At 69.6% G+C, this 19,351-nt stretch carries 17 protein-coding genes; 8 read left to right on the forward strand and 9 right to left on the reverse strand.

Annotated features, from left to right (window positions below; translation table 11 throughout):
- Positions 1-191: 191 nt before the first annotated feature.
- Together AB0917_RS02860 and AB0917_RS02865 are read right to left on the reverse strand one after the other, a co-directional pair.
- Entirely contained in the window at positions 192-1,244 is a 1,053-nt protein-coding gene (locus AB0917_RS02860) for a hypothetical protein (protein ID WP_366817653.1), read from the reverse strand.
- A gap of 796 nt (positions 1,245-2,040) precedes the next feature.
- A complete protein-coding gene (locus tag AB0917_RS02865) occupies positions 2,041-3,108 on the reverse strand; it encodes a DUF262 domain-containing protein (RefSeq protein WP_366817654.1) in 1,068 nt (355 codons plus the stop codon).
- A 714-nt stretch (positions 3,109-3,822) separates the two neighbouring features.
- On the opposite strand from AB0917_RS02865, the gene AB0917_RS02870 reads away from it, so the two are divergent.
- From AB0917_RS02870 to AB0917_RS02890, 5 genes are all read left to right on the forward strand, one after another.
- Positions 3,823-4,068: a hypothetical protein gene (locus tag AB0917_RS02870; RefSeq protein ID WP_366817655.1), complete on the forward strand. Its 246-nt coding sequence runs from the start codon at positions 3,823-3,825 to the stop codon at positions 4,066-4,068.
- 114 nt (positions 4,069-4,182) lie between these two features.
- Positions 4,183-4,581, forward strand: a complete 399-nt coding sequence (locus AB0917_RS02875) for a TraR/DksA C4-type zinc finger protein (RefSeq protein ID WP_366817656.1) — start codon at positions 4,183-4,185, stop codon at positions 4,579-4,581.
- 315 nt (positions 4,582-4,896) lie between these two features.
- Complete coding sequence (locus tag AB0917_RS02880; RefSeq protein WP_366817657.1) at positions 4,897-5,115, forward strand: hypothetical protein; 219 nt, start codon at positions 4,897-4,899, stop codon at positions 5,113-5,115.
- 181 nt (positions 5,116-5,296) lie between these two features.
- Entirely contained in the window at positions 5,297-5,740 is a 444-nt protein-coding gene (locus tag AB0917_RS02885; protein WP_366817658.1) for a hypothetical protein, read from the forward strand.
- 90 nt (positions 5,741-5,830) lie between these two features.
- Positions 5,831-6,067, forward strand: coding sequence for a DUF2277 domain-containing protein (locus AB0917_RS02890; RefSeq protein WP_366817659.1), 237 nt, complete (start codon positions 5,831-5,833; stop codon positions 6,065-6,067).
- Positions 6,068-6,109: 42 nt separating this feature from the next.
- Here AB0917_RS02890 and AB0917_RS02895 read toward each other — a convergent pair whose 3' ends face one another.
- Positions 6,110-6,904 (reverse strand): VTT domain-containing protein, encoded by a 795-nt coding sequence (locus tag AB0917_RS02895; protein WP_366817660.1) that lies wholly within the window; start codon positions 6,902-6,904, stop codon positions 6,110-6,112.
- A 202-nt stretch (positions 6,905-7,106) separates the two neighbouring features.
- Between AB0917_RS02895 and AB0917_RS02900 the strand changes: the two genes are divergently transcribed.
- Positions 7,107-7,997 carry a superoxide dismutase family protein gene (locus AB0917_RS02900; RefSeq protein WP_366817661.1) on the forward strand — a complete coding sequence of 297 codons (891 nt, stop codon included), beginning with the start codon at positions 7,107-7,109 and terminating at the stop codon, positions 7,995-7,997.
- Positions 7,998-8,135: 138 nt separating this feature from the next.
- Here the strand turns inward: AB0917_RS02900 and AB0917_RS02905 are convergent, their stop codons facing one another.
- The 5 genes from AB0917_RS02905 to AB0917_RS02925 all read right to left on the reverse strand — a co-directional run bounded on the left by AB0917_RS02905 (position 8,136) and on the right by AB0917_RS02925 (position 13,896).
- The gene (locus AB0917_RS02905) at positions 8,136-8,582 is read right to left on the reverse strand and encodes a DoxX family protein (RefSeq protein ID WP_366817662.1); all 447 of its coding nucleotides are present in this window, start codon (positions 8,580-8,582) and stop codon (positions 8,136-8,138) included.
- Positions 8,583-8,695: 113 nt separating this feature from the next.
- Entirely contained in the window at positions 8,696-10,459 is a 1,764-nt protein-coding gene (locus AB0917_RS02910; protein ID WP_366817663.1) for an alkaline phosphatase D family protein, read from the reverse strand.
- Positions 10,460-10,607: 148 nt separating this feature from the next.
- A complete protein-coding gene (locus AB0917_RS02915) occupies positions 10,608-11,252 on the reverse strand; it encodes an HNH endonuclease family protein (protein WP_366817664.1) in 645 nt (214 codons plus the stop codon).
- A gap of 475 nt (positions 11,253-11,727) precedes the next feature.
- A complete protein-coding gene (locus tag AB0917_RS02920) occupies positions 11,728-12,390 on the reverse strand; it encodes an HAD-IA family hydrolase (protein WP_366817665.1) in 663 nt (220 codons plus the stop codon).
- A 165-nt stretch (positions 12,391-12,555) separates the two neighbouring features.
- Positions 12,556-13,896: a peptidoglycan-binding domain-containing protein gene (locus tag AB0917_RS02925; RefSeq protein ID WP_366817666.1), complete on the reverse strand. Its 1,341-nt coding sequence runs from the start codon at positions 13,894-13,896 to the stop codon at positions 12,556-12,558.
- Positions 13,897-14,072: 176 nt separating this feature from the next.
- On the opposite strand from AB0917_RS02925, the gene AB0917_RS02930 reads away from it, so the two are divergent.
- Positions 14,073-16,160 (forward strand): MFS transporter, encoded by a 2,088-nt coding sequence (locus tag AB0917_RS02930; RefSeq protein ID WP_366817667.1) that lies wholly within the window; start codon positions 14,073-14,075, stop codon positions 16,158-16,160.
- Between the two features lie 212 nt (positions 16,161-16,372).
- Here AB0917_RS02930 and AB0917_RS02935 read toward each other — a convergent pair whose 3' ends face one another.
- Positions 16,373-16,861: a GNAT family N-acetyltransferase gene (locus tag AB0917_RS02935; protein WP_366817737.1), complete on the reverse strand. Its 489-nt coding sequence runs from the start codon at positions 16,859-16,861 to the stop codon at positions 16,373-16,375.
- A gap of 267 nt (positions 16,862-17,128) precedes the next feature.
- Here AB0917_RS02935 and AB0917_RS02940 point away from each other — a divergent pair, with 267 nt between their 5' ends.
- Positions 17,129-19,306 carry a phosphatase PAP2 family protein gene (locus AB0917_RS02940; RefSeq protein WP_366817668.1) on the forward strand — a complete coding sequence of 726 codons (2,178 nt, stop codon included), beginning with the start codon at positions 17,129-17,131 and terminating at the stop codon, positions 19,304-19,306.
- Positions 19,307-19,351: the final 45 nt, after the last annotated feature.

The raw sequence follows: 19,351 nt of genomic DNA on the forward strand, positions 1-19,351 counted from the left end.
GTCGGGGAGCTCCCATCCCGACCACCTTCGACCCAGGCAGAGCCGAGCAGTCGCGGCCCAGGGCGTCAAGGTCGTTCGTACAGTGGCGCGCTCCACCTTGACGCCCTGAACCACGACCGCTCCACGACGTGTGGGTCGAAGGCGGACGGGATGGGAGCTGGTGGGTGGTTGGTGGACAAGGGGCGGCTGACTCACCTTTCTAGCAGGGCGGGGAGATCGCCCAGCTGGCTAACGACCTTTGTTCTGAATTTTTGATCCATCTTTGCAACATGGAAAAGATGGGCCCACTGGCGTTCTGTGACTACAACGTCTGCGTAGGGGATAGAAACTGCCAGCGCGGCCATGTCGACGTGATCGTGCTGCTGCCAACGCCACTGTGAATTTCGGTGCTTAAGGCGACGTGCAGTGTATCTCACAGAAACAGATGGAAGAGATTCGAGCAGTGCCATTGCAGAATTGGGTGCGCCCATTTCAGCGAGGCGTCCATATATGCGCTCGGGGCTTATTCCGATGCCTGAAGCGAAAGAGTGTAGATCTTCGGAAAGGTCTACTAGTTCCTGTGCTGCTATCAATTCATCTAGCTTCGAACGCTTTTGTGGATTCTCCGTGAGGTGCTGAGATAGGGCGCGTTCCTGTTCGGCATAAACGTCACCTATCCTATGCTGTCCTCGCGTATCGAAACCCTCCCGGATCATGGAGTCGTGTCGGTCGCCTGCAAGTGACCACCACTCGTATGCATCATTGGGTAGCGCGCGAACCTGATGCAAAATAGACAGGAGATCGGATGAGGGCTCTACAGTTTCACCCTCCTGTGCATTAGCCGAAGCGACTGAGTCGACTAGCCGAAGCCGACCAGTGGTCGAACCGAAGGCGTGGTTAACGCCGCGCGCCAGAACCCTATCTTTAGGGTTTGGTGTGGGTGGAGCCTTGTGCGAAAGTCCCAAAAAAGGAAGCAGTAAACTTTCTATTTCCCAGCGCTGCACGCATTGTACGGGCGCGAGTGTGGCATAGTTTGAAAGGTCGCGCATGAGGGACGCTAGCCCAAAGCGTGACTCCCATTTCGAGCGATGCCATGTCTCGATGTAATGGCTAGCCGATAGCGGCACTACAGCTTTTCCGTTTGCAACCGCCTCGCGTAAGGAAGTGGCGGCGCGAGTAGCTGGTGTATTTCCTCCGTGCGATTCTGCGCGCAGGATCTCGACCCACTTGTTCTGGTCAAGATAAATAATCTTCGGGGTGCTCATAGGTGTAGTTTGGCAGAATCGAGATGGGTTGGTCGCCTTTTCTGCGAACCTGGACCGACTGCCTGAGTACCAAGCAAGCCGACAGATTGAGTTGCAAGCAATGCGACTCACCCCCCCCGAACCTCTCTGTCGATCAGTACACCCCGGCCTCTGCGATGACCTTGAGGCAGTCAACCCAATGGGAAAATCGGGAAATTCCCGATACCTTTTGCCGGGTGTGGGTGTGAACGTTCAAGACGCCCGGACGGAGGAAGCCCTGCATCTTTCGATATGTAGCGTCGCTCTTGTGAGCGCAGAAGTTGCGCACCGCCCTGATTTCAGAGATCGGATTCTGAACCGACTGGTTGTATGGCAGTGACAGTGTGTGAGATGTCACGGCGGGGAGCAGGGGATGATTGGATGCTACGCCGAGAGTGTGACAAATGTCGTGCAACATCTCCGGGCCTGACCACGTGGGCTCCCCGCCGGAAAGTTTTATTCTATTTGTTTGATAGCGAGATTCGATCGCTAGCTGTCGAATAGCGAGTGTTTCTGTCCGCCTGACTCTCGGAACGTATGAGGTGCCGGAAATTCCCAGCACCTCTCCGCCTGCGCTAGCGATTAAGACTGCCCTGTTGAACCTTCCCCAGGCATCCCACAACGAGGTTATGCATCCCTCGACGGCTGGTATGTAGGGAACTTTATAAGTAGCGATGGGGCTGCAATTGCTGCTCGAATGGAAGGCGGCTTCAATTGCATCCGCTTCTTGAGAGAAATCTACACTGAACGCCTTTAGGGACTGGGGCACCCGGCATCCTTAAAGGTCGTAGAAGGACTTCCCTGCAAGGGCATGGCAGAAGAACTCGAAACGCGGCTGTCGGCTACTCATGCGTTGGCTCGACGAACGAGCCTCAATGAAGGGCAGAGCGCGGGGGTCGAGATCTTCGGCTGGCGTGGCGATAGCAATATTGAGATCTTCAATTGCCTTTATGATCTTGGTTCGATCTTTCAGCATATCCGTGGGTGGCTCGATTTCGCTAAAGTCCAGCCGTCCCGCCGGCAGCTTTCCTTTCGCGTACATGACTGCCGCAGTCAACATCAGGAACTGCGGCCTAGCTACGATTGCTTCTCCCGGGAAATCCTCAAGAAGATCTTCCACCGTAGTCAGAATATCCACGAAGGTCGCCTCGTCGGGGAGTTCTTCGGCGGGAGTAGTCATTTGTTCCTCGTAGAGGCGGGTAATGTTTGAGTCGGCTCCTTCGGTTACGCCATTGATGAGGAAACCAAGCAGCTCTGCAACCGTCGAATGATCTACCATGCGAACGCGGTCCCGTGAAGAGATAGTCCCAAGTCGCCAGACGTGCTGCACTGCATGTGAAAGTTGCTTTACATGAGACGAGAATTCTGTGTCAAACCGCGCATTCCTGAGCTCTGGGCCATTCACCGGGACGGCGTACGAGTTAATTCGGAGGAATACTTCCAGCACGTCATCGTCACTCGCATTGATTAGCTGCTCGCAGGTTAGCTTATATGCGAGAAATGCGTCTTTTTCGTCGTCGCTCAGGTCGGCATATCGGTAGCCCTTGTACTCAGATGCCTTTGAGGTCAAGGCGAACTTTCCCGCCGCAAAATCAATGATTGTCCGCAAGCGCTGCTGTCCATCTACTACATCCCGAATCGTGCGCCTTGTGTCCCTGTCGATGCTCGTTCGGAGGAGGAGTTTAGGGACCGGGTAGCTGCGAATGATTGAATCAATGAGGTAGCTGCGTGCAGGGCTTGCCCAGACGGGTCCCCGTTGAAATATTGGATTTAGATTCAACTCGCCGTCGTCATTCCACTTAAGGAATTCGGCAATCGTGAATGTTTGGGGGGCGCTGCCCTGCACTTTTACTCCTCTGCGTCGTCTCTGGCGTCGGACACCGATGACACCGGTGCAACATTAGCTGTCGCGGCCGTGCGCCGACGAGCTTTCGAGCGGAATCAGGCGGGTGAAGCGGGGTTGGCGCTGACCCACACCGCCGTGCAGAGGCGGATCATCGCAACCAGCGCCGGCCGCACACGTGGTGGCCCCCCGGGGCCCGGCACCGACCTGCATGATCGACCCTTATCGCTGCAGCCAAAGCTGAGAGGCTCCGCACAGCGATCTGTGGGTAGCCAGCAGCGGCTCGGGTCCGTCCCCATGTCTCTTCGCCCCTTCGAAGTTAGCGACCTGAGTACCGTGCCTCCTGAGCTTCGGTCGGCCCCCTTAGCTCAGCGTCGCCCCGTCTGCCCTACCGCTGGCAGTGCGTCAGCCGGGCCAGGCATTGACATCCGTCGCTGACATCAACGGCTGTGGATCGCGGCAGCCGTACACACCTCCACACAGCTCTGGCAGCTCCGAGATTGCGAGCGAGCGAGTCGGTCAGATCGAACTTACAAAGCAGATGTCGGCAGTTCGAAACTGCCCGCGCCCACCAGTGAAACGACGAAGGTCCCGGCCGCTGCGGCCGGGACCTTCGTCGTCCGGCGGCTCCTTCTTCCCGACCGTCCGACCGCCTCTTCTCCTGTCCGCCCGGCTCCGTGGTGAACGGAGCTGCCGGCTGGGGCGCACACTGGGGGTATGGCCCTACCCAGAACGCACCACTGCTCGGCCTGCTCGGACGGCTCCGCAACCGATGTGACCCTGCACGAGGACCTCGTGGTCGGGGCACCGCTGTCCATGGAGGAACTCACCGACGCGCAGCGTCTCGACCGGTTCGCGCTCAAGTACGCCCACGACGGTTGCCAGGTCAGAGAGGTCCGGAAGGTCCCGCACGACACCTTGAGCGGCTACGCCTGGTCCGTCCGCTTCAGTGAGGGTTCGTAGAGGGGTGGAGGGACGGCGGCCCGACGGATCGCGGGTCGGCGGATCCGGGGGCGGCGGATCCGCCGATGGGGGGCGCGGTGGAATGGGCGCTCCCGGTCCGGCGTTGTGGCGTGAGTGACCGAGAACCCACGTGGTGACCCGTCGGCCCTGCCCGAGCACGAAGAGGTACGGCGGCGACTGGTCGCCGAACACGCCGACACGAGCGGGCGGATGGCGGCGCTGAGCCGTGACTTCGAGGCCATCGTCGAGGCGAACGCCCTGGTGGCCGTGGATGACGAGCACGACCCCGAGGGGTCGAGCACCGCGTTCGAGCGGGCGCATGTCGCCGCCCTGCTGGCCCAGGCGCGTGAGCACCTGGCAGAACTGGACCTGGCCGTGGAACGGCTGGAGACCGGCGGCTACGGGCTCTGCGAGGGGTGCGGCGAGCCCATTCCGGCCGCCCGGCTGGAGGTGCGGCCGGCGGCTACGGCCTGTGTCCGCTGTGCCGATGGCCGGGGGGACCGCCGCCGTTGAGCGGGCCGGCCGGGTCCGTGGAGATGTACTCCGGGCCGCTCGGCGTCAGCCCCGTCCCGATCGTTGCACCGCGCCGTGACCTCGACCCCTTGAGTGGTCACCGGCCTTCCCCTCCGTTGTCGGCGGACGCGTCTGCCGTACGCCTTGATCGACCGCCCCGGACCGTGCCGGGGCCCGTACTCCCTGATGGGTGCCGGAAAGAGGCGGGGCGATGGTGGCGGCCCTGCGGGTGCGGGCAGGCAAAGACGGGAACGGAACGGGGAGAGGGACCCCTCCCGGGATGCGCTCGCGCGGCCCCCGGGGCACCGTGGAGACATGGCCGCGCACCCGCCTGTGATCGTCTATCCGCCCTCCGCGACCGGAGGGCGGCGAGTCACGGTGCACGGGCAGATCGTGGGGCTGGCGCACGGGCGGGGCGAGGTGGCCGCGTTGTTGCGGGCCGCGGGGTTCGCGCCGGGGCCGGACGAGATCATCGAGCTGGACCGGCCGGGGCTGATCGAATGGCGCGGCGGCGACCTCGACACCTGGGAGTGATCCCGGACCCTGGGCGCCCAGGGACACGTCGTCCATCAGCGTGCGGTGAGCCTTCACCCGAACGGGTGCGTCCAAGTGGCTGGCCGGACCGGGCCCAGGGAACGTCGAAGCTGACCTGCACGCACCATCAGCGCAGGTCAGGACCGCAGGCGCCTACGCCTGTCCCGGCCGAGGAGTTCCCATGTCCCAACCCGCCACACCGACGCCCGGCACCTCCCGCCCCGCCGCACCCGGCGCCGACTCCGGCAACCCGTGGGCCGGCGGCGGAACGATGTTCGCCGGTTGCCTGCTCCTCGTGGACGGTGTCCTCGGGGTCATCAAGGGCATCGCGGGGATCGCGACGAACGACGTGTACGCGGAGATCAACGACTACGCCTTCAAGTTCAACGTCACCGCCTGGGGCTGGATCCACCTGATCCTCGGCGTGCTCCTGTTCTTCGTCGGCTGGGGCATCCTCAAGGGCGCGGCCTGGGCACGTGCCGTGGGCATCGCCCTGGTCTCCCTGAACCTCATCGCCACGTTCATGTGGCTCCCGTACACGCCGATCTGGGCCGTCATCACCATCGCCATCGACGTCTTCATCATCTGGGCCCTGTGCACCGACCGCTCCGAACCGGCGCTCTGACGTGGCCGACGGCACCGGCACCGGGTGGGCAGCGGTCGCGGCGTGGGCGGGCGCCGGGCCGTTGTCAGTGGCGCGGTCCACACTGGAGTCATGTGCCGCAGCATCAAGACCCTTCGACCGCCGGCCCTCCCCGAAGAGGCCACCGAGGAGGACATGCGGGCCGCCGCCCTCCAGTACGTACGCAAGGTCTCCGGCTTCCGTGCACCCGCCGCGCACAACCGGGAGGTGTTCGACCGGGCCGTCGACGAGATCACCGAGGCCACGATGAAGCTGCTGGACGGCCTGGAGATACGCGGCGCGGCCGCCCGGAGCACCCCCGAGGGCTGAGCCCGCCCGGAGGCCGGCCCGGACGGCGGCCCGGGGAACGGCTCAGGGGGAGACCGGGGCCGGTGACGTGACCGGGGCGGGAGCGTTCGCCTGGCCGGGGATGGCGGCGGGCACGAGGCCCGGGGCGGCCTGGGCGGCGGCGGGGGAGGGGACACCTGCCGGCACCGCGGGCAGGGAGGAGCCCTGGAGCGCCTCCGTGGCGGCTGCCGCCGCGTCCCGCGCGGCGGCCGGGCGCTTCACGACGAACGCGGCCAGCGCGCCCGCCATGAACAGGGCCAGAACCGACACGGCCGTCCCGAACCACGTCGAGCCGAGCCACCGCCCGCCGAAGTAGCCGAGCCCCACGCTGTAGCCCGCCCAGGCCAGGCCCGCCAGCGCGGACCAGGGAAGGAAGTCCCGCTTCCGGCGGTGGGCGGCGCCCGCGCCGAGCGAGACCACGGAGCGGCCCGCGGGGGCGAACCGGGCGATGATCACGAGCGCGCCGCCGCCCCGGCTCAGCGCCGCGCCGAGACGTTCCTGCGCTCGGGTGAGACGGCGTGAGCGGGCGATGGCCCGGTCCAGGCGGTCGCCACCGCGCCAGGCGAGGCGGTACGCGACGAGGTCGCCGAGCACCGACGCGCCGGCGGCGCAGAGGATGAGGGCGACGAGCGAAGGCACCTGACCGGTCCCCTCACCGGAGCCGTTGACACCGGTGGAGCCCGCGGCGGCCGCGGTGGCGGCGGTGATCACGAGGACACCGCTGGGCAGCAGGGGGAGAAAGACGTCCAGGAGCACCGAGACGGCGACCACCACGTAGATCCATGGGCTGCTGGTCAGTGCGCCCACAGTCTCAAGCACCCGTTTACTCCCCGATCGTGTCAACGCCGCGACGTCGCAGGGGAGCGGCATGGGCGGCAGGTTCAGCTGTACAGCGTACGCGTGAGCGTTCCGCGCGGATCGCTCAGGGTCGGGTGATGCTGTGCGGCTTCCTGTACACCTCGCGGGCGGTACGCGCGTTAGGGAGGCGAAGACGACCGACACGAGCGAGGAGCGGCAGTACATGACGGCACAGATGGATCGGGCAGCAGGGCCGGCAGGGGCAGCAGGGGCAGCAGAGGCGGCAGAGGCAGTGGAGGCAGGACAGACGGGGGCAGGAGAGGCGTTCCGGGCGCGGGGGAGGACGGTACGGAGGAGGGTGCTGGTAGGGGCTACCGCCCTGGTGATCCTCGCCGGCGGGGTCTCCCTGGCCCACGGCGCGGCGGACGGCCCGGACGGGACGCCCGTTCCGGACGGAGAAGGGCACGCGGCCCACAGCACCGGCGCCGGTGAGGTGAGCGGCGGCGGAGAGGTGAGCGGCTCCGGGAAGGTGACCGGTTCCGGAGAGGCGAGCGGCACCGGGGCGGCGGCGGGCTCCGGGAAGGCGAGCGGCACCGGAGAGGCGAGCGGCTCCGGGCAGGTGACCGGTTCCGGAGAGGCCGGGCTGGTCGGGGGCGCCTCGCGGAGCGGCGGGTTCTGGATGCGGGCCGACGGGGTGTTCTCCCCGCCCGGCTCCTTCGTCCCGTCCGACGCCCTGACGTACGACACCGGCCTCGTGCCGGCCTCCGCGAGGATCGAGGTCACGCAGTACGCCGATCGGACCACCACCCGTGTCGGCACCCGGCTCCGGGGCCTCGTCCCGAACCGTGCGTACGGGATGCACGTGCACACCTCGCCCTGTGCGGCCGACCCCGCGGCGGCGGGACCGCACTACCAGCACCGCCCCTCGGCCACCGCGGACCCGGTCAACGAGGTGTGGCTGGACTTCCGCACCGACCGGAACGGGGCCGGTGAGGCGGAGGCCCGGCACGACTGGGGGTTCCGGGACGGCGGTGCCCGGTCGGTGATCGTTCACGACGTGCAGGGCGGTGCGGGGGAGCGCGTGGCCTGCTTCACGGTGCCGTTCTCGTCCTAGACGTGCGCGGAGCACGGGAGTAGTACGGTGCCCCGCCCTCGCGACCGTTGCGCGGGGAGCGGGGCACCGTACCGTCCGGAGGCCCGGCCACCGGGTCGGCACCGGTGGGGGTGTGCCGGGGCCCCGGAGTACGGAGTGTCAGACCGAGACGGCGGTGGCGGGCTCGCGCCGGGACTTCTCGGCGGGCGCCCCCGAGGTGCGCGCTGCGAAGAGCCGGTCCAGGGCCACGGCGCCGGGGCCGGTGAAGACCAGCAGCAGGAACGCCCAGCAGAAGAGGGCCGACGTCTCGCCGCCGTTGCCCACCGGGGTGAGCGCGTTGGGCTGGTGGACCACGAAGTACGCGTAGGCCATCGAGCCGGAGGCGAGGAACGCGGCGGCACGGGTGCCGAGGCCGAGGGCGACCAGGCTGCCGCAGACCAGCTGGATCAGGGCGGCGTACCAGCCCGGCCAGGTTCCGAACTCCGGCTCGCGACCGCCGAACAGTCCGAAGAGGCTGGAGGCGCCGTGGATGGCGAAGATCAGGCCGATGACGAAGCGGAAAAGGCCGAGCGCGTAGGGCTGGGCCCCGTTCAGGCGGATGAGCATGGGGGGTGGCTCCTTCGGTCTGGGTGGGGACGTGAACCGACTGAGCGCATCAGGTTAGGGAAACCTCATTAGTGCTTGCAACTTCAACATCCCGACAGGTGTCTGAAAACCGACTACCTTTCACCGGTGAGTGAACGCTCAAGAACACTCACCAACTGGTTCTCGCAGGCAGCGGACTTGGCCTGGACCAATGTAAGCGCAGAGTTCCGGCCATGCAGAGTCAGCGTCATGAGCTGGTTGCCGAACCACGGGCCGCCGGTCCTGCTCCAGGTCACCGGGGAGGGTTCCGTACGCCCGTGCCGGGTCAGCAGCCGGCCGATCCATCGGCCCGCCCTGCTCCAGCCGAGACGGAACCCCAGCCGGACCGGCCGGGGGACCGAGTTGTGCACGGGGGAGCACGTCAGCTGGAAGACGCGGGTCTCCGGGGCGCCGCCGGGGGCGGAGGCGGGCCAGTGCGGCTCGGCGATGTAGGCGTGGTGCACGTCCCCGGACAGCACACATACCGTCGCCGGGGCGTTCGGACCGCTCCCCGCCCGGCGCAGCAACTCCGTGAACGTGTCGAAGGAATCGGGGAACGCGGACCAGTGCTCCAGATCGGCCGCCCGGCGCAGCTTCTCTCCGAAGCGAGCCCAGCGGCCGCCGCGAACTCCCGCGCACAGGGCCGCGTTCCAGGTCTCCACATCGTGGACGAGCGGGGGGAGCAGCAACGGCAGCGAGCTGCCGATCAGGAGATGGTCGTACGCGGCGGGGTCCTCCAGCGCCCTCTCGCGGAGCCAGCGGGCCTCGTCGGCGTCCAGCATCGCCCGGCGTCCCTCGTCCAGGACGCGGGCCGCCCGGGTGTCCACCATCAGCAGTTGTACTCGGCCGAAAATACGCTGGTAGCTCCAGCGGGTCCGGGCCGGATCCGCGTCGGTCTCCGCTGCGAAGCGGCGCAGCGCCTCGGTACCGTCGGGGGACGCCCTGACCGTGGCGTACAGGGGATCGGCCGCCAGTTCGGCGGGGGAGAGGTTCCCCAGGTGCTGGTAGACCCAGTACGACATCAGTCCGCTGACGATCCGCTCGTGCCACCAGGGTGTGGCGCGAATCCGCTCCTGCCAGGCGGCGCTGGTGTTCCAGTCGTCGATGACGTCGTGATCGTCGAAGATCATGCAGCTCGGCACGGTGGAGAGCAGCCAGCGCACCTCGGGGTCGCGCCACGATTCGTCGTAGAGGCAGGTGTACTCGTCGTAGTCCGCGACCTCGGTGCCCGGCGGCTCGCGCAGGTCGCGCCGGGCCGCCAGCCGGCGCCGCGTCGCCCCGGACGTCTCGTCCGCGTACACCTGGTCGCCGAGCAGGAGGAGGACGTCGGGGCGTTCGGCGGCGGGGTCGGCGGCGAGGCGGGCGGCCAGGGTGACCAGCGCGTCCGGGCCCGCCGGGTCGTGCCCGTCGCCGGGGGAGGCCGCCCAGCGGCACGAGCCGAACGAGATCCGGACGCTGCGGCCTTCGCTCGCGGCTGACGCGGCTGACGCGGCTGACCCCGTGTCGGCCGCCGTGTGGGCCCTCGTGCCCGTGTTCGTGACTGTGTTCGTGTCCGCGCTCGCCTCCACCGGAGGTGTGGTGATGGTGCTCGGCGGCAGGCGGAAGTCTGCGGGCGGCCAGACGCGCCGCTCCCCGATCCGTACCTCGTACGCGGTCGTGGTGCCGGGCGTCAGCCCCTCCACGACCACGAGGGCGTAGTGGTGTCCGGCCACCGCGAAGGTCGGGGACGTCCCCGAGGCGCCGTCCGCGCACCGGACCTCCACGGTGCACGGACGGCTCGCCTCGACCCAGACGGTCGCGGTGGAGCCGGACTCCCAGTCGACGTACCGCAGCAGCGGCCCCAGCCGCAGTCCGGCCATGTCGTGCCCTCCTCGTGTCTACGTCACGGATGGGCTCCGTAACGTACAGAACGGCGGGGGAGGGCACAGGGGTTCCGGTGGCCGGTGAGCAGTGGCCCGAGGGTGGCGGCCGGTGGCCGGTGGCCGGTGAGCGGTGGGAGGGCGTCGCTCAGCAGCCGTTCAGTGCCGTTTGCAGTGCGCTCTTCTCGGCCGAGTCCACGTTCAGGCCGTAGTAGTGCTTCACGTGGACCCACGCGCGGGCGTAGGTGCACTTGTACGCCGCGCGCGGCGGCATCCACTTGGCCGGGTCCTTGTCGCCCTTGGACTGGTTGACGTTGTCGGTGACCGCGATGAGCTGGGGGCGGGTCAGGTCGTTGGCGAAGGACTGGCGTCGGGCGTTGGTCCAGCTGCTCGCGCCGGAGCGCCAGGCCTCGGCGAGCGGGATCACGTGGTCGATGTCGACGTCGGAGGCGGCGCTCCAGGTGGCGCCGTCGTACTGCGAGTACCAACTGCCGCTGACCGCCGCGCAGGAGGCGTCCTGCTGGACGTTCGTGCCGTCGCGCTTGAGGACCACCTCGCGGGTGTTGCAGGTCCCCGACTGGGTGATCCAGTGCGGGAACTTGTCGCGGCTGTAACCGCTGGACGAGCCCTCGGCGCTGACGGTGAGCTGGCCGAGGTAGGTGCGTGCGGTCGCCGCGCTGACCGGAGTGGGGAGGGCGGCCTGCGCGGTCGGGGCGGTGAGCAGTATGGAGGTGGCGGCGAGGGTGGCGGTTGCGGCGGCGACGGCTGAGCGACGCGCGTAGATACCGAACATGCGAACTCCCTTGATGTGGGGGGTGCTTGGACGGGCGGCATGTGGAGCCCGGTCAGCGTGGCGGCGCCAGGTTTCCGCGGGGTGGGCACCAGGTAACAGCCTGACGACATGTGCACGTCACATCAAGGGGTGTGACAGGTCGCGTGGGGGCGAACCGACCGCCGGGCGTGCGGGGGGAGTTGTGCGGTCGGCGGGTCCGCCGGGGGCGTGCGGGGGTGAGTCGTGGCGAGTCGGGAGTGTGCCGGGGTGCGTCGGTGTGTGCCGAGAGGTGGCGAGGTGTCAGCCGGGTGGGGGCGGGGTGTCGCACCGTGAGTGACCCGCTCCGATGCCGCGCCGGGAGTGACCCGCTGCGATGCCGCGCCAGGAATGACCCACTCCGAAGTGGGTCAGGGGCTCAGACTCCGAAGTGGGCCAGAGGAGGTCAGGCTCCGAAGTGGGCCAGAGGAGGTCAGGCTCCGAGGTGAGCCGGAGGGGGTCAGGCCGCGCTGATGTGCAGGCGGATCGAGCCGTCCTCGACCGCCTCCACCCGTACCTGCGTCAGGTCCTCGACGTGGGCGTCGGGCGACAGGGCCGCGGCGCGCGGGCCGACGCCCACCACGCGCATCCCGGCCGCCCGGCCTGCCGCGATGCCCGCCTCGGAGTCCTCGAACACGATGCAGTCCGCCGCGGTGAAGCCCAGCTCCACCGCGCCCTTGAGGAAGCCCTCGGGGTCCGGCTTGCTGGCGCCGACGTGTTCGGCGGTGACGCGGACGGCGGGCATCGGCAGTGCGGCCGCGCCCATCCGGGCTGCCGCGAGGGCGCTGTCGGCCGAGGTCACCAGGGCGTGCGGGAGGTCGGCGATGGCGGCCATGAACGCGGCGGCGCCACCGATCGGGATCACGCCGTCGACATCGGCGGTCTCCTCGGCGAGCATCACGCGGTTGTCCGCGTAGTTCTCCTCGACGGGGCGGTCCGGGAGCAGGACGGCCATCGTGGCGTACCCCTGGCGGCCGTGGACCACCTTGAGGGCGGCCTCGGGGTCCAGTCCGTGCTTGAGGGCCCACCGGCGCCAGCAGCGCTCGACGACCGCGTCGGAGTTCACGAGGGTGCCGTCCATGTCCAGCAGGAGGGCGCGTGCGGTGAGGACGGTGGCCGACATGTGCTGGCTCCAGGGCGCGGGGAAGGGTGGTGCGGTACAAGAGCAGCCCCGCCCGCCGGTCAGGGAGTGCGGGCGGGAGCTACTTTGTTCCACGAACATACAAAAACCTGGGCCGGAAAGCCAATCCCGCGGGTCCACCCTCGCGCGCGGGCCCGGCGCGCCAGGTCAGCCACGTCCCTGCCCGGTCGTCTCCGCCTCCAGCGCGCTGCGGGTGTTCGGCCCGTACACACCGGCCGGGTCGCCCTGGATCGCCTTGTACGACTGGTAGACCCGTACGGCGTTCTCCACCCGGTCGTTGAAGTTCGCGTCCGAGGGGCCGTGGTAGAGCCACACCTCCTTGAGCCGGTTCTGGAGAACGGCCACCTGGGGGCCGTGGTCGCCCCGCTGGAGCGAGGAGGGGGCCAGCTCCGCGGGCGGCGCGGCGGACGGCGGGGGCGCGCCGCCGGTCGCCGAGGCGGACGGGGTGCCGGGGGCCGGTGTCGCCGGGGCCGAGGCGGTCGGGCTCGGCGCGGTGCTCTCCGAGGGCGAGGCGGAGGCGGATGCGGACGCGGACGGGGAGGCGGAGGCCGAGGGGGTGGGCGAGGCCGACGCCGTACGGGACGGAGTGGCCGAGGGGGAGGAGGGTGACGGGGCGACGGAGGCGGCCGGTTCGTCCGCGGTGTCCGGGGCGCTCGTGGTCGCCTCCGGCAGCGCCTCGTCCTGGCTCCCGCCCCGGTCGAAGAGCCCCCCGGCGAAGGCCGCCGTGCCGACCACCGCGGCCACGGCCGCCCCCACGGCGAGGGCCGCGAGGGGGCGCCTGCGGCGCGGCTGCACGGGGTCGGAGGTGCCGGGGGCCGCCCCGAAGGCCGGTCCCGCGCCGAAGTCGGGGCCCGCGCCCATGGCCGCGGTACGCCGTCGGCTCTCGTCCGCCGGCGGGGGTGTGCCCGCGCCGGGGCCCGTACCCATGCCCGTACGGAAATCGGCGCCCGCGCCCAGGCCCGTACCGGCTTCCGTGCCCAGGCCCGCGTGGGGGCCCGTGCCCGGCGGCCCCGGAACCGGTCCCGCCCCCGGGGCGCCGCCCAGGTGCAGCGGCATGGTGGTGGCCGCGTCGTCCACCGGGCCCTGCGCCGGCCCACCGACGCCGACCGGCCCACCTGTGCTGGTCGCCCCACCCGCGCCAGCCGGCCCACCGGCACCAGCCGGCCCACCGGCACCAGCCGGCCCACCGGCACCGGTCGTCCCACCGGCACCGGTCGCCCCACCTGCGCCAGCCAGCCCACCGGCACCAGCCGGCTCCGCCGAGTCGCCGTCATCCGCAGAGGTGTTCCCCAGCGTCACGTACGGCCTGATCCGCAGCGGGTCGAAGTCCTCCGCCGCCGCCATCTCCGCCGAGCGGGCGGCGCGCAGCTCGTCCCCCGTGAGCCGCGTCGTGCCCGTATCCGTACCGCACCGGCAGGGCACCCGGTGCTCCGCGCCGGGCTCGCCTGCCGTCCGTCTGCCGCACTCCGGGCATGCGTGTCCGGTCATCGTGGGTCCCCTCCCTTGAGCTGCCTGCGATTATGCAGCCCGCTCCGGCGAAGCCCAATGCCCTCCCCCCGTGCCCCGCCGGAGCCCGGCGGGGGAGGAACGCCGCTCGGCAGGCCATAACGGGGCAGAACGGCCAGGATGGGGGTGTAGTGGATCAACGGATCGAGGAGATGCCCATGGCCCAGCAGCTGAGCCCGCAGCCGATGGCCCCCGGCGAAGGGCAGTCCCGCCGGACCGTCCTGGTGGCGATCGGCGCGCTGCTCCTCGGCATGCTGCTCGCCGCACTCGACCAGACCATCGTCTCCACGGCGCTGCCGACCATCGTCAGCGAACTCGGCGGACTGGACCACCTCTCCTGGGTGGTCACCGCCTACCTGCTGGCGGCGACCGCCGCGACCCCGCTCTGGGGAAAGCTCGGCGACCAGTACGGCCGCAAGAAGCTCTTCCAGACCGCGATCGTCATCTTCCTGATCGGCTCGGCCCTCTGCGGCATGGCCCAGAACATGCCCCAGCTCATCGGCTTCCGCGCCCTCCAGGGGCTCGGCGGCGGCGGGCTCATGGTGCTCTCGATGGCGATCGTCGGAGACATCGTCACACCGCGCGAACGCGGCAAGTACCAGGGCCTGTTCGGTGCCGTCTTCGGGGCGACGAGCGTGCTCGGGCCGCTGCTGGGCGGGTTCTTCACCGAAACCCTCAGCTGGCGCTGGGTGTTCTACATCAACCTGCCGATCGGCGTCGTCGCGCTGCTCGTCATCGCGGCCGTGCTGCACATCCCGGTCCACCGCGAGAAGCACACGATCGACTACCTCGGCACCTTCCTCATCGCCTCCGTCGCCACCTGCCTGATCCTCGTGGCGTCCCTCGGCGGCACCACCTGGGCCTGGGCGTCGGCGCAGATCATCGTGCTCGCGGTGCTCGCCGTCGTGCTGCTGATCGTGTTCGTCGTCATCGAGCGGCGGGCGGCGGAACCGGTGCTGCCGCTGAAGCTCTTCCGGATCAGGACCTTCAGCCTCGTCGCCGTGATCAGCTTCATCGTCGGCTTCGCGATGTTCGGCGCGATGACCTACCTGCCCACGTTCCTCCAGGTGGTCCACGACATCACGCCCACCCTGTCCGGTGTGCACATGCTGCCGATGGTCCTCGGCATGCTGCTCACCTCGACCGGCTCCGGGCAGCTCGTCAGCCGCACCGGCCGCTGGAAGGTCTTCCCCCTCGCGGGCACCGCCCTCACCGCCGTCGGCCTGTTCCTGCTCCACCGGCTCTCCCCGGCCAGCTCCACCTGGGAGATGAGCCTCTCCTTCTTCGTCTTCGGCGCCGGGCTCGGCCTCGTCATGCAGGTCCTCGTCCTCGTCGTGCAGAACGCGGTCTCCTACCAGGACCTGGGCGTCGCCACCTCCGGTGCGACGTTCTTCCGCTCCATCGGAGCCTCGTTCGGCGTGGCCATCTTCGGCACCGTCTTCACCAACCGGCTCACCGGCCAGCTCGACAGCGCGCTCGCGGGCCGGTCCCTGCCACCGGGCGTCGACGCCGACCGGCTGGCGGCCGACCCCCGGTCCATCCAGATGCTCCCGGCCGACCTGCGCCCCTCGATCCTCGACGCGTACTCCACCTCCATCACGGACGTCTTCCTGTACGCGGCCCCGGTCGTCCTCATCGCCTTCGTCCTGGCCTGGTTCCTCAAGGAGGACAAGCTCCGGGGCTCGGTGACCGCCCCCGACACCAGCCAGACACTCGCCTCGAACCCGGTGGAGCGCTCCTCGCGCGACGAGTGCGCCCGCGCCCTGTCGGTGCTCGCCACCCGGGAGGGGCGCCGCGAGATCTACGAGAAGATCACCGCGCGCGCCGGGTACGACCTGCTGCCCGCGGCGAGCTGGCTGCTGCTGCGGATCAAGCGGCACGGCACCGTCGAGCCCGCCCGGCTCGCCGAGGTGGCCCCCGTACCGCTGCGCGTGATCACCGACGCGGCCCGGCAGGTGGAGGAGCGCGGACTGGCCCGCCGTGAGGGGCTCCAGATGATTCTCACCGACGCGGGGGGCGAGGCGGTCGTACGGCTCTCCCAGGCCCGCGAGGACTCCCTCGCGGAGCTGCTGGGGGACTGGTGGGGGCCCGAGCGCCCCACCGACCTGGTCACACTCGTCGCGGAGCTGACCGCCGAGGTCAGCGGGTCGAGCAAGGAGCGCCCGCACATGCCGGCGCCGCCGCGCGACCACGCGGCGGACCGGCACCACGACCTCGACCACCGGGACGGCCCGGACCACCGGTAGCCCCCGGACCGCCGGGGCCGTCCGGGCCGCCGCGACCACCGGGGCCCCCGACCACCGGCGCCGTCCGGACCGCCGAGTTCATCCCGGACCGCCGAGTTCGTCCCGGACCACCGGGACCACCGCGGCCCTTCCGACCACCGGGACCACCGGGGCCCTCCCGCCCACCAGCACTGACAGGCTCGGTCCCCCCAGGCAGGCCCCTCAGACCCCCCTCACAGCTCCTTCGCGAACCAGACCTCCGCGTACGGGTTGCGCCGGTGGAAGGCCGGCACCTCCTCGTAGCCGTGCTTCGCGTACAGGCCGCGCGCCTCGACGAGGTCGAGACGGGTGTCCAGCCGGAGCAGCCGCACCCCGAGCGCCCGCGCCTCCTCCTCGATGGCGGCCAGCAGCAGCCCGCCGCCGCCCGTGGACCGGAACGCCGGGCGTACGTACACCCGCGTCAGCTCCGCCGAACCCGGCACGGCCTCCTCCGTCAGCACCAGCCCGGCACAGCCCGCGGCCTTGCCCTCGTGGCGGCCGACGACGAACTGGCCGGTCGGCGGCAGCAGCAGGTCGGCGCCGTCGTCGGCGAGGCCCTCGGCTATCTCCGCGTCGGTGGCGGGCCGCTGCCAGTAGCGGCTGGCGACCTCGTCGTAGTAGTCGCGGCGCAGCGCGGTGGCGTCGGGGGAGTCGAATCGTTCAGCGGTCATGGTCCAGGTCACGGTCCAGGTCATGGGGGCATTCTTGCTCCCTCGCGGGCCGCAGGGCGATGTGATTTACGTGCAGAGGGCACCCGTGGACCGACCACCGACCCGGCCCGACGCCTCCGGCCGCCCCCCCCATGAACGAACGGCTGATCGTCGTTCCGTACGGACATTCCTCCGGACGGAAGCATGATGACAGTCAGGCAAAGAGGGGGTTGATTGTGTCTACCTCATAGGGCAATGCGAGGCTTCATCCCGCACCGCCCCGAGTCGAAGGGGCGGGGCATGGAACGGTGGGAGGGTCGGCGCAGCGTGGCAAATGCGGATCACAGTGTGCGCGGTGACGCGGTGGCGGACGTGGAGACGAGGACCGGGCTGACCCGGGCCCTGCTCTGGCTGGTCGTGGCCGTGCTGGCGGTACGGCAGATGGCGGTGGTGCTGCGGCAGCCTCCCGGGGAACGGCTCACCGATCTGGAGACCTGGATCGGGGAGAACGGCGTCCTGCACGTGACGGGCTCGCTGTACGACAGCGGCCGGTTCACCGGAACCCCCTTCGCCGGTCTGGTGCTGAAACCCCTCACCGCCTCGGCCGAGGCGTCCCTCGGCATAGCGTGGACCTTCGGCTCCCTGCTCCTGGTGGCCGCTCTCGGCGTCGTCGCCGCCCGCGCCCTGCCCGCACCGGTCGCCCGGCGTACGGCGCTGCTCGCGGTCCCCGTCGCGATCACCCTGCTCATGCTGTCGCTGCCGGTCCGCAACACCCTCCACCTCGGCCAGACCAGCATCCTGCCGGTCCTCCTGGTGCTGCTGGCCTGCCTCGTCGCCCGGGACCACCGCTTGCAGGGCCTTCTCGTCGGCCTCGCGGCCGCCCTCCAGCCGACGCTCCTGCTCTTCGCCGTACTGCTCTGGCTGACGGGGAAGCGGCGGGCCTCGGCGACCTCGGTGGCCGTCTTCGGCTTCTGCACGGCCGCCGCCTGGGCCGTGGTGCCGAAGGACTCGTGGACGTACTGGGTGCACCACGCGGCGGGCGCCGGGCTCGGCGACCGGCCGGACAGCCTGGCCAACCAGTCCCTGCACGGCGCGCTGCTCCGGCTCGGCTTCGAGGGGCCCGCGGAGATCGCCCTGTTCCTCGTGCTCGCCGCCGCGGTCACCGTCATCGGCGTGCGCCGCGCGGTCCGCTACGCCCAGGACGGGCAGCTGCTCCTCGCCGTCGCCGTGACCGGATGCGTCGTCGTGGCCGTCTCACCGACCGCCTGGCAGCACCAGCTCCTGTGGGTGCTCCTCGCCGTCGTCGGCAAGGTCGGCAAGCGCGCCTCCGACCGGCTCGTCTGGCCCGCCGTCGTGGTGCTCGTCGTCACGCTCCCCGCCAAGATGCTGCTCCCGAACATCGGCGTGGTCGTCCTGGTACGGGACAACGCGCTGCTCCTCACGGCGCTCGGCGCGGCCTGCCTCGTCCCGTTCCTGCTGCGCACCTCGCCGTACTGGCAGCGGCCGATCCCCACCGCCCACGCGGAACCGGTCGCCGCGCGCTGGAGACGCGTCCCGCTCCTGCCGTTCTGGCGCCGGGTGCTCCACCGCCCCAACCTGCTGCTGGAGCTCCTGCTCATCCGCGTCGTCTACTCCGCGTACGCACAGGTCCGCCTCGCCGCCACCGCGGGCCGCCCCATCGCGGAGGAGCACGGCCGGCAGATCCACGCCATCGAGCAGTGGCTGCACATCGACATCGAACTCTGGGTCAACCACACCGTCGTACAGATCACCTGGCTGCGGGAGTTCTTCGACTACTACTACGTCACGTTCCACTTCATCGTCCCGCTCACGATCCTCGGTGTGCTGTACGCGCGCCGCCCCGCCGACTACCGCTGGGTCCGCTCCTCCATAGGCTTCGCCACCCTGCTGGCGCTCGTCGGGTTCTGGCTCTACCCGCTGGCGCCGCCCCGGCTCATGCCCGGCCTCGGCTTCACCGACACCATCTACGGGGTGCAGGACTTCGCGAAGCCCGACTACGGGACGCTGACCACCGTCACCAACCAGTACGCGGCGATGCCGTCGTTGCACTTCGGCTGGTCGCTGTGGTGCGGTGTGGTCATCGTGATGCTGGCCCCGAAGCTGTGGATGAAGGCGCTCGGCCTGCTCCACCCGCTCTTCACCATCGCGGCGATCGTGGCGACCGCCAACCACTGGGTGCTGGACGCGGCCGGCGGTGCGCTGGTCGTCGCGCTGGGCTTCGGGCTGACGTATCTCCTGTCGGGGCCCCGGAAGCTGGCGCCCGAGCAGGAGCGGCCGACGGCGGAACCGGCGCGGACGGAGCAACCGAAGCAACCGGCGCAACTGACGCAACCTGCTGAGGCGGCTGAAGCGGTGGAGCCGACGCAACCGGTTGAACAGGCGGGGTCGCCCGCCGCACCCAAGGTCGTCTCCGCGCGCACATCGGCCGAGGTGGCCGAGAAGGTCGGCGGCAAGTAGCGGACCTGCAAGCAGCGGCCCGTAAGCAGTGCACCGCAAGCAGTG

The organism is Streptomyces sp. NPDC007346 (assembly GCF_040703535.1).
Lineage (GTDB): Bacteria > Actinomycetota > Actinomycetes > Streptomycetales > Streptomycetaceae > Streptomyces.